Source organism: Monashia sp. HAY1-5C (assembly GCF_056755255.1).
Map to the genome: position 1 here is coordinate 1 of NZ_JBPGXG010000159.1, position 9,665 is coordinate 9,665.

A 9,665-nucleotide genomic window follows, 5' to 3' on the forward strand; every position below is an offset into this window, starting at 1 on the left:
TCCGTCGTCGGCAGCGTCAGATGTGTATAAGAGACAGGGGGTGGATGAGGCCGTGTGACGGTCGGAGGGTGCGGGTCGGTGGGTGCCGGGTCAAGCGGTGCGGTGGGCCCAGAGGTCGCGCAGCAGGGCGATCTCCGCGCCGTGGTGGATCAGCTCGCGGTTGATGTGCAGCACGAGGGTGGCGCGCGACGCGTCCGCGAACAAGCCCTCCGCGGGGCCGCACGGCTCGGTCAGCCCCTCGGCGCCCCAGCTGCGCACGCCGTCGAACCAGGCGGCGTAGGCACTGTCGAGCTGGGCGAGGGCCTGGCCGGCCGTCGCGGCGTAGTCGAAGGTGAAGTAGTCGGCCTCGGGCGCCCCGAAGTGGTTGTGGGCCCGGGCGCCGAGCACCCCGACGACGATGTGGGCCAGGCGCCAGGCGATCGTCGTCACCGGCGTCGGATCGGGGGCGGGGTAGGCCCAGTCGATCGTCATCGCGCCGCTGCCGCCCTGGATCTCGGTGCTGCCCTCGCCGCGCCGGTGGACGTTCCAGGCGCCCGGGACCGGCTCCCAGAAGTACTCGTCGTCGGTCAGGCCCTCGAAGCGGGCGCGCAGCTGGTTCTTCCAGTGCCAGTCGGCCTGCTCGACGAGGGTCTCGTTCCAGTCGATGGTCGTGCTGGTCGTGCGTGTCGTCCGTGTCATGGCTCGATCGTCGCAGGCATATAGGACAGGAACTGTCCTGAGTGAATGGCAGACTCCGACCATGTCCACGACGAGCGACGGCAACGGCACGACCGCCCGCGTGCTCCGGCTGCTCGACCTGCTCCAGAGCCGGCCGGTCTGGAGCGGCACCGAGCTGGCCGAGCGCCTCGGCGTGACGACCCGCAGCGTGCGGCGCGACGTCGACCGCCTGCGCGAGCTCGGCTATCCCGTCAACGCGGCGCACGGCGCGGGCGGCGGCTACCAGCTCGGGGCCGGGCGCCGGCTGCCGCCGCTGCTGCTCGACGACGACGAGGCCGTCGCCATCGCCGTGTGCCTGCGGCTCGCGGCGGGCGGCACCGTCGAGGGCCTCGGCGAGGCCGCCGTGCGCACGCTGGCCAAGCTCGACCAGGTGCTTCCGGGCCGGCTGCGCTCGCAGGTCGAGGCCATCCACGAGGCCACCGTGACGCTCGACAGCACGACCTCACCGGTCGACGCGTCGACGCTCCTCGTGCTCGCGCGGGCCTGCCGCGAGACCGAGCGGGTCAGGTTCGCCTACGACGGTCCGCGCGGGGCGGGCGAGCGGACCGTCGAGCCCTACCGCCTCGTCGCCACCGGCCGTCGCTGGTACCTGCTCGCCTACGACCTCGACCGGCAGGACTGGCGCACCTTCCGGCTCGACCGGATCAGCGGCCCCGAGGCCCGCGGCTGGCGCTTCAAGCCCCGCGACGACGCCCCCGACGCCGCGGAGCACGTGCGTCGGTCGATCTCCCGCGGCGCCTACGACCACGTCTGCCGCGTCCGCATCCATGCGTCGAAGTCCGTGGTGGAGGAGCAGATCCCGCCGTCGGTCGGCACCGTGACGGCCGACGGCCGCGCGCACTGCATCCTCGAGGCCGGCGGCAACCACCTCGGCTGGATGGCGATGCACCTGGCCGTGCTCCCGTGGGAGATGACGGTGCTCGACCCGCCCGAGCTGCGGGACGTCATGCGGGAGCAGGCCGAGCGCCTGCTCCGGGCTGCGGGGAGCACAGCCGGCTGACGCGTCAGCCGGTGTTGCGCAGGCCGGCCGCGATGCCGTTGATGGTCAGCAGCAGCGCCCGCTGGACGTCGTCGTCGGGCTCGGCGTCGTCGGGCACGGCACGCGACCGCGCGAGCAGCGAGGTCTGCAGGGCGTGCAGGGGAGCGAGGTAGCTGTCCCGCAGCTGCAGGGTCCGCCGCAGCACGGGCGCCGACTCGAGCAGCTCCTTCTGGCCCGTGACCCGCAGCACCTCCTCGACCGTCCGGGCGTGCTCGGCGCGGATCGTGTCGAAGATGCCGGCGACGTCCTCGGGCACGAGCGCCCGCACGTACCCGGCGGCGATGTCGAGGTCGGTCTTGGCCAGCGTCATCTGGACGTTGGACAGGAAGGTGCGGAAGAAGGCCCACGAGCCGTACATCTCGCGCAGCGTGCTCTCGCGGCCGTCCTCCCGGGCGGCGGCGAGCCCGGAGCCGACGCCGAACCAGCCGGGCAGGATGATCCGCGACTGGGTCCAGCCGAAGACCCACGGGATGGCGCGCAGGTCATCGAGGCCGCCGGCGCCACCGGGACGCTTCGAGGGGCGCGAGCCGATGTTCATCTTGCCGAGCTCGTCGACGGGCGTCGCGGAGACGAAGAACGGGACGAGTCCGGGGTCGCGCACGAGCGCGCGGTAGGCGTCCTGGCCCCGACCGGCCACGACGTCCATCGTGCCGTTCCAGCCGTCGAGGACGTCCCGCGGCAGGAGGGACCGCCGGTGCAGGGCCGACGCCTCGAGCACCGCGGCGAGGGCCACCTCGAGGTTGAACCGGGCCAGGCCCGGCAGCGTGTACTTGTCGCTGATGACCTCGCCCTGCTCGGTGATCTTGATCGGTCCGTCGAGGCTGCCGTAGGGCTGGGAGAGGATGGCCTCGCCCGTGGGGCCGCCGCCGCGTCCGACCGAGCCGCCGCGGCCGTGGAAGAGCCGCAGCACGACGCCGTGCCGACGCGCGACGTCGCGCAGGGCGCGCTGCGCGCGGTGGATCTGCCACTGCGACGCGGCGATTCCCGCGTCCTTGGACGAGTCGGAGTAGCCGAGCATGATCTCCTGCACGTCGCCACGCGCCGCGACGACGCGGCGGTAGGACGCGTCGGACAGGAGCGCGTCGAGGAGGGGGCCCGCGGCCTCGAGCTCGGCGACCGTCTCGAACAGGGGCGCGAAGCCGATCCGGGCCGTCGCCGCCGTCGTCTCGCTTCCCGTGTCGACGAGTCCGGCCTCGCGGGCCAGGACGACGACGGCGAAGAGGTCGTCGACGTCGTGGGTCATCGACACGATGTAGGTCTCGATGCACTCCTCGCCGTACGTGTCGAGCGCGCGGCCGATCGCGGCCATGAGGGACAGCGAGGCCGTCGCCGCCTCACCGAGGTCGTGCGTGCCGGCGCCGGTGAGCGGGCGGCGCGAGGCCATCTCCCGCGACAGCACCTTGATGCGGCCCGCGTGGTCGAGCTCGCCGTACGGGGTGTCGAGCTCGTCGAGGCGGTCGTACAGCTCGGCGAGCGCGGCGTGGTGCTTGTCGCTGTGCTCGCGCACGTCGAGGGTCGCCAGGCCGGTGCCGGTGGCGACCGCCGCTCGGATGAGCCGCAGGATCGCGCCGTCGGCGGTCAGGGTGTCACCGCCCGCGACCATCGACTCGCGGACGAGGACGAGGTCGGCGAGCAGCTCGTCGAAGGTCGCGTAGTCGCGGCCGGGCTCGTGCGGCGTGCCGTGTGCGAGGCGGTCCCGGGTCCGCAGCAGGCGGACCCGCACGAAGCTCAGCTTGAGCCGGTACGGCTCCTCGGCGTTGAGCCGTCGGACCGACTCGTAGGTCACCGGCAGCGCCGTGGCGTCGCGCTCGAGGCTCTCACGCAGGGCGTCGGTGACCGTGACGACGCGGGTCGACGAGGACAGCTCGTGGAGCATGTGGTCGAGCTTGTCGACGAGCTCCTCGAGGCCCACGTCGTGCTGCAGGCCGATGACCTCCAGCGTCACCTCGGGCGTCACGTTGGGGTTGCCGTCGCGGTCACCGCCCGCCCAGGCGCCGAAGCGCAGCGGACGCGCGGACGCGGGCAGCTGGACGCCGATGCCGGCGAGGGTGCGGTCGAGCTCGCCGAGGAGGTCCGGCACGACCTGGGCGGCGAGGAAGCGCAGCGTGTGCATCGCGGTGCGCGCCTCGTCGGTGGGCTCGGGCCGCACGATGCGCAGCTCGTCGGTCTGCCACAGCATGTCGACGAGCTCGGCGAGGCGGCGCTCGGTGCGCGCACTCTCGGTGGCCGGGCGGCGCGGGTCCTCGAGCTCGGTGACGGTGGCCGCGATGCGCCGCAGGAGGTTCAGGACGGTCCGCCGGGTGGCCTCCGTGGGGTGGGCCGTGAAGACCGGCCGGTACTCGAGCCGGGCGAGGACGTCGTCGAGCTGCTCGCGCTCCAGGCTGCCGGACTCGAGCGCCTCCCCGATGCGCCGCACCGTCGCGGCGAGCGGTCCCTCGTCGACGGCGCTCAGCTCCTGCCACCGGTGCAGCTGCTCGGTGACGTTGACGAGCTGGAAGTAACCGGTGAAGGCCCGGGCGAGCACGACGGCGGTCGGTGCGTCGACCCCCTCGAGGAGCGCACGCAGCTCGTCGTCCTGGGGCTGGCGGGCCAGACCACGGACCTTCTCGACGAGCTCGAGCAGCTCGGGTCCCTCGTGCCGCGTGAGCGCCTCGCCGAGGAGCGTCCCGAGCTGGCGCACCGACGCCCGGAGGGCAGCGTGCTGCTGCGCGGAGGAGACGCCACCGGCGAACGTCGCGACGTTCGGCTCGCGCCGGTCGGCCTCGAGGAGCTGCTCGGTGGTGGCCCGGTCCTGGGTGCTCATGCGTCAGTGGTACCGCGTCGAGGTTTCCGGATGGTTACCGGTCCACGATGGGGGACGGAATCTGGACACCTGGGTCGCCGTCCGTCCGGCCCGCCGTCCCCGGTGGCCGGGCGGTGGCCCTGCGAGGATGACGCCATGAGCACCGGCACCCTCGTCCTCGCGGCCACCCCCATCGGCGACCCGCGCGACGCCGCGCCCCGGCTCGGGGCCGAGCTCGCCGAGGCGGACGTCGTGGCCGCCGAGGACACGAGGCGGCTGCGGCGGCTGCTCACCGAGCTCGACGTCACCCCGCGCGGCACGGTCCTCAGCTACCACGAGCACAACGAGGCGAGCCGGACGCCCGAGCTCGTCGAACGGCTCGTCGCGGGCGAGCGCGTCGTCGTCGTCACGGACGCGGGCATGCCCTCCGTCAGCGACCCGGGCTACCGCCTCGTCGCCGCTTCCGTCGAGGCGGGGGTGCGCGTCACGTGCGTGCCCGGGCCGAGCGCCGTCCTCATGGCGCTCGCCGTGTCGGGCCTGCCCGTCGACCGGTTCTGCTTCGACGGGTTCCTCGCGCGCAAGCCGGGCGAGCGGGCCCGCGCCCTCGCCGAGGTGGCCGAGGAACGCCGGACGCTCGTCTTCTTCGAGGCGCCGCACCGCCTCGCCGACACCCTCGCCGCGATGGGCGACGCGTTCGGGGCCGACCGTCGGGCTGCGGTCTGCCGCGAGCTGACGAAGACGTACGAGGAGGTCCGACGCGGCACCCTCGCCGAGCTCGTCGAGTGGGCACAGGCGGGGGTCAAGGGCGAGATCACCGTCGTCGTGGCGGGGGCGGATCGACGCCTCGCCTCGGTGGACGACGCCGTCGAGCAGGTCCGCCGACGCGTCCGGCAGGGGGAGCGGCTCAAGGACGCCGCCGGCGTCGTGGCCGCCGAAACCGGCCTGTCGAAGAAGGTGCTCTACGACGCGGCGGTGTCCCGGGGCTGAGGCATGCCGGCCACGACCGCGGCTCCCGGCGTCCCGTCGTACGGGTCGGCGGGTCGGGCTGGTAGGTCTTGAAGGGTGGACGCCCTGGGGTCAGGGTGGAACACGGCCGGGACGCGGCGCGTTGCGCCGGCGGGTGCTGCGACCGGCGCCGCATCCAGACACACGAGGCAAGGAGCAGGGATGGCTACGATCCGCAACGCGTCCGCGCACTGGGAGGGCTCGCTCATGGAGGGGTCCGGACAGGTCACCTTCGAGTCGTCGAACCTCGGCACCCACGAGGTCACGTGGGCCTCGCGCGCCGAGCAGCCCGGCGGGCGCACGAGCCCGGAGGAGCTCATCGCGGCGGCACACTCGACCTGCTACTCCATGGCGCTGTCGAACGGGCTCGCCAAGGCCGGGACGCCGCCGGAGAGCATCGACACCAAGGCCGCCGTCACCTTCCAGCCCGGCACCGGCATCACCGGCATCGAGCTGTCCGTCACGGCCAAGGTTCCCGGCCTGACGGCCGAGCAGTTCGAGGAGGCCGCCCAGGCCGCCAAGGAGGGGTGCCCGGTCAGCCAGGCGCTCAAGGCGGTGCCGATCAGCCTCGAGGTGAACTTCACCGAGTGACCCGTCGGCCACGGCCGACCAGGGCGACGACACAGCCGTGCCGGCGTCACCCCTGCCGGGTGGCGCCGGTTCGGCTGTGTCCCAAGGGTCTCGGCCCGTCAGCCTCGTTCGGCGACGGCCTTGAGCCCCTCGAGCATCGACTGCCAGTTCTGCGAGAACTGCTCGGCCTGCGCGGCCGACTCGTTGCCGTCCTGCTCGAGCGACACGGTCGTCGGTCCCTCGCCCGCGCCGTCGAGGGTGTAGGTCACCGTGTGGTAGTTCTCCGGGACGTCGTCCTGGCCCATGAGCGGGCTGTAGTGGGTCACCGACAGGCGTCGGGGCTCGTCGACCTCGAGCACCTCGCCCCTGTCCTCGTAGGCCCGACCCTCGATCTCACCCGCCCAGGTGATGGGTCCGCCCACCGACCAGTCCGTCGTCAGCGTCGTCCCGGCCATCCACTGCGTGACCCGCTCGGGGTCGGTCAGGGTCTGCCACGTCCGCTCGGGTGACGCGTCGACCGTCACCTGTGCCGTCGCCACATGTCCAGTCATGCCTCCGTCATACCCGCCCGGCCGCGTCGGCGCTTGAAGGATTCCGACACCGGCGCGGCCCCATCTGGCGGGTGCCTAGGATTCACCGCATGAGTCATGTCCTGTCAGCCGTCGCCTGGCCGTACACCAACGGCCCGCGCCACATCGGCCACGTGGCCGGTTTCGGCGTGCCCTCCGACGTCTTCAGCAGGTACATGCGGATGGCGGGGCACGAGGTGCTCATGGTCTCCGGCACCGACGAGCACGGCACGCCGATCCTCGTCCTGGCCGAGGAGGAGGGCCTGACGCCGCAGGAGCTCGTCGACAAGTACAACGCGGTCATCGCCCAGGACCTCACGGACCTCGGCCTGTCCTACGACCTCTTCACCCGCACGACGACGCGCAACCACTACGCCGTCGTGCAGGAGCTGTTCCGGCAGGTGCACGCCAACGGCTACATGATCGAGCAGACGACGAAGGGGGCGATCAGCCCTTCGACGGGTCGCACGCTGCCCGACCGCTACATCGAGGGCACCTGCCCGATCTGCGGGTTCCCCGACGCGCGCGGCGACCAGTGCGACAACTGCGGCAACCAGCTCGACGCCGACGAGCTCATCGACCCGCGCAGCAAGATCAACGGTGAGACGCCCGAGTTCGTCGAGACGCAGCACTTCTTCCTCGACCTCCCGGCGCTCGCCGACGCGCTCGGGCAGTGGCTCGACGGCCGGGAGGCGTCGGGCACGTGGCGCCCGAACGTCATCAAGTTCAGCAAGAACCTTCTCAAGGACGTCCGGCCGCGTGCCATGACCCGCGACATCGACTGGGGCATCCCGGTGCCGCTGCCGGGGTGGCAGGACAACCCGAACAAGCGCCTCTACGTCTGGTTCGACGCCGTCATCGGCTACCTCTCGGCCTCGATCGAGTGGGCGCGTCGTCTGGGCCCCGGCCACGAGGACCGCTGGCGCGAGTGGTGGAACGACCCCGAGGCCGTGTCCTACTACTTCCAGGGCAAGGACAACATCACCTTCCACAGCCAGATCTGGCCGGCCGAGCTGCTCGCCTACGCGGGCCACGGTGACAAGGGCGGCGTGCCCGGGCCGTACGGCCAGCTCGACCTGCCGACCGAGGTCGTCGCGTCCGAGTTCATGACGCTCGAGGGCAGGCAGTTCTCGACGAGCCGCAAGCACGTCATCTACGTGCAGGACATCGTCGCCCGGTACGGGCCGGACCCGATCCGGTACTTCATCTGCGCGGCCGGGCCCGAGAACCAGGACGCCGACTTCAGCTGGGCCGAGTTCGTCCAGCGCAACAACAGCGAGCTCGTCGCCGGCTGGGGCAACCTCGTCAACCGCACCGCCGCGATGGTCGCCAAGAGCTTCGGCCAGATCCCGGAGCCCGGCCCGCTCGAGCCCGTCGACGAGGAGCTGCTCGCCACCGTGCGCGGTGCCTTCGAGACCGTCGGGGGCTCCCTCGAGCGGCACCGGCAGAAGGCGGCGCTCGCGGAGGTCATGCGCGTCGTCGGCGAGGCCAACGCGTACGTCTCGAGGACGGAGCCGTTCAAGCTCAAGGGCGATGACCAGCGCGAGCGGCTCGGCACGGTGCTGCACACGCTGACCCAGGCCGTCTCGGACATCAACACGCTCATCGCGCCGTTCCTCCCGCACGCCGCGAACCGGGTCCACGCGGTGCTCGGCGGCGAGGGTGAGCTCATGCCGATGCCTCGCCTCGAGATGGTGCGCGACCTCGACGACGACAGCCGCTGCTACCCCGTCATCACCGGCGACTACTCCGCGACCCCGCGGTGGGAGTCGAGGCCGGTCGTGCCGGGAACGCCGATCGCGAAGCCGACCGGCGTCTTCACCAAGCTCGACGCCGAGGCCGTGATCGAGGCCGAGCGCGGACGCCTCGGCGACGCGTCCACCGATTCCGACGAGCCCGCCGAGCCCGGCGAGTCAGTCGAGTCCGGCGAGTCCGGCGCATCCGGCGAGTCCGGCGAGTCCGGCGCGGAGCCGGACGCCGACGAGGCCGCGGGCGCATGAGCCCGCACTCGTCGGGACACCACGGTCTGCCGGACCGGCCCGACCCGCTGCCGATCGACGTCGTCGACAACCACGTCCACCTCGATATCACGCGCGAGGGCGACGCTCCCTTCGACGTCGCAGAGGCGGTCGCCTGGGCCAGGTCGGTCGGTGTGACCCGGATGGTGCAGGTGGGCTGCGACCTCGAGGGCATCGCCTTCACCGTCGACGCCATCGACCGTTTCCCCGAGCTGGTCGGCGGGATCGCCTTGCACCCCAACGAGGTTCCGCGTCTCGCGGCGGCCGGTCGGCTCGAGGAGGCCTATGCACAGGTCGAGCGGCACGCCGCCCACGAGCGCGTCCGCGCCATCGGCGAGACCGGGCTCGACTACTTCCGCACCGGCCCCGAGGGCATCCCGGTGCAGCAGGACGGGTTCCGCTGGCACATCGACCTGGCCAAGCGGCTCGGCAAGGCCCTGCAGATCCACGACCGCGACGCCCACGACGACGTCCTGCGCATCCTCGACGAGGAGGGCGCGCCCGAGCGCACCGTGCTGCACTGCTTCTCCGGCGACCTCACGATGGCGCTGCGGTGCGTCGAGCGCGGCTACTACCTGTCCTTCGCCGGCACCGTCACGTTCAAGAACGCCCGGGGGCTGCGCGACGCCCTCGCCGCGACCCCCCTGGACCACCTCCTCGTCGAGACCGACGCGCCCTATCTCGCACCGAGCCCGCACCGGGGCGCGACGAACGCGTCCTACCTCGTCCCGGTGACCCTGCGGGCCATGGCCGGGGTGCTCAACGTCGACGTGCCGTCGCTGTGCCGGGCGGTGTCGGAGAACAGCGAGCGGGTATACGGCTCATGGCGTCCGGCCGGGACAGCGGGCGCGGCCGAGGCTGCGTCCGGACCGGGACGAACCGCCTAGCTGTACCCGGCCATCAGGTTGGTGACAGTCGACTGATCGGCGGGTGGCCTCCGAGCGCGCTGTGGCGGCGTTCAGTGT

The 9,665-nt window shown here is 72.5% G+C and carries 8 protein-coding genes; 5 read left to right on the plus strand and 3 right to left on the minus strand.

All coding sequences use genetic code 11. The features are described 5' to 3' along the window. Positions 1-90: 90 nt before the first annotated feature. Entirely contained in the window at positions 91-678 is a 588-nt protein-coding gene (locus ACR9ZK_RS18780; protein WP_481343480.1) for a DinB family protein, read from the minus strand. Between the two features lie 61 nt (positions 679-739). On the opposite strand from ACR9ZK_RS18780, the gene ACR9ZK_RS18785 reads away from it, so the two are divergent. Then, the gene (locus ACR9ZK_RS18785; protein ID WP_481343481.1) at positions 740-1,717 is read left to right on the plus strand and encodes a helix-turn-helix transcriptional regulator; all 978 of its coding nucleotides are present in this window, start codon (positions 740-742) and stop codon (positions 1,715-1,717) included. Between the two features lie 4 nt (positions 1,718-1,721). Here ACR9ZK_RS18785 and ppc read toward each other — a convergent pair whose 3' ends face one another. After that, on the minus strand, positions 1,722-4,559 hold the full coding sequence (gene ppc / locus ACR9ZK_RS18790; RefSeq protein WP_481343482.1) for a phosphoenolpyruvate carboxylase: 2,838 nt from the start codon (positions 4,557-4,559) through the stop codon (positions 1,722-1,724). Positions 4,560-4,694: 135 nt separating this feature from the next. Between ppc and rsmI the strand changes: the two genes are divergently transcribed. Further along, positions 4,695-5,525, plus strand: a complete 831-nt coding sequence (gene rsmI, locus ACR9ZK_RS18795; protein ID WP_481343483.1) for a 16S rRNA (cytidine(1402)-2'-O)-methyltransferase — start codon at positions 4,695-4,697, stop codon at positions 5,523-5,525. A 180-nt stretch (positions 5,526-5,705) separates the two neighbouring features. Then, entirely contained in the window at positions 5,706-6,134 is a 429-nt protein-coding gene (locus ACR9ZK_RS18800) for an OsmC family protein (RefSeq protein ID WP_481343484.1), read from the plus strand. A 98-nt stretch (positions 6,135-6,232) separates the two neighbouring features. On the opposite strand, the gene ACR9ZK_RS18805 is transcribed toward ACR9ZK_RS18800, so the two are convergent. Beyond that, complete coding sequence (locus ACR9ZK_RS18805) at positions 6,233-6,664, minus strand: SRPBCC family protein (RefSeq protein ID WP_481343485.1); 432 nt, start codon at positions 6,662-6,664, stop codon at positions 6,233-6,235. Positions 6,665-6,753: 89 nt separating this feature from the next. Here ACR9ZK_RS18805 and metG point away from each other — a divergent pair, with 89 nt between their 5' ends. Next, positions 6,754-8,682 (plus strand): methionine--tRNA ligase, encoded by a 1,929-nt coding sequence (metG, locus tag ACR9ZK_RS18810; RefSeq protein ID WP_481343486.1) that lies wholly within the window; start codon positions 6,754-6,756, stop codon positions 8,680-8,682. Continuing rightward, positions 8,679-9,587 (plus strand): TatD family hydrolase, encoded by a 909-nt coding sequence (locus ACR9ZK_RS18815; protein WP_481343487.1) that lies wholly within the window; start codon positions 8,679-8,681, stop codon positions 9,585-9,587. Before metG ends, ACR9ZK_RS18815 begins: the two co-directional genes overlap by 4 nt. Positions 9,588-9,665 lie beyond the last annotated feature (78 nt).

Coding starts and splice junctions, on each gene's coding strand:
- ACR9ZK_RS18780 (WP_481343480.1), bottom strand. CDS start 678: ATGACACGGACGACACGCACGACCAGCACGACCATCGACTGGAACGAG.
- ACR9ZK_RS18785 (WP_481343481.1), top strand. CDS start 740: ATGTCCACGACGAGCGACGGCAACGGCACGACCGCCCGCGTGCTCCGG.
- ppc (WP_481343482.1), bottom strand. CDS start 4,559: ATGAGCACCCAGGACCGGGCCACCACCGAGCAGCTCCTCGAGGCCGAC.
- rsmI (WP_481343483.1), top strand. CDS start 4,695: ATGAGCACCGGCACCCTCGTCCTCGCGGCCACCCCCATCGGCGACCCG.
- ACR9ZK_RS18800 (WP_481343484.1), top strand. CDS start 5,706: ATGGCTACGATCCGCAACGCGTCCGCGCACTGGGAGGGCTCGCTCATG.
- ACR9ZK_RS18805 (WP_481343485.1), bottom strand. CDS start 6,664: ATGACTGGACATGTGGCGACGGCACAGGTGACGGTCGACGCGTCACCC.
- metG (WP_481343486.1), top strand. CDS start 6,754: ATGAGTCATGTCCTGTCAGCCGTCGCCTGGCCGTACACCAACGGCCCG.
- ACR9ZK_RS18815 (WP_481343487.1), top strand. CDS start 8,679: ATGAGCCCGCACTCGTCGGGACACCACGGTCTGCCGGACCGGCCCGAC.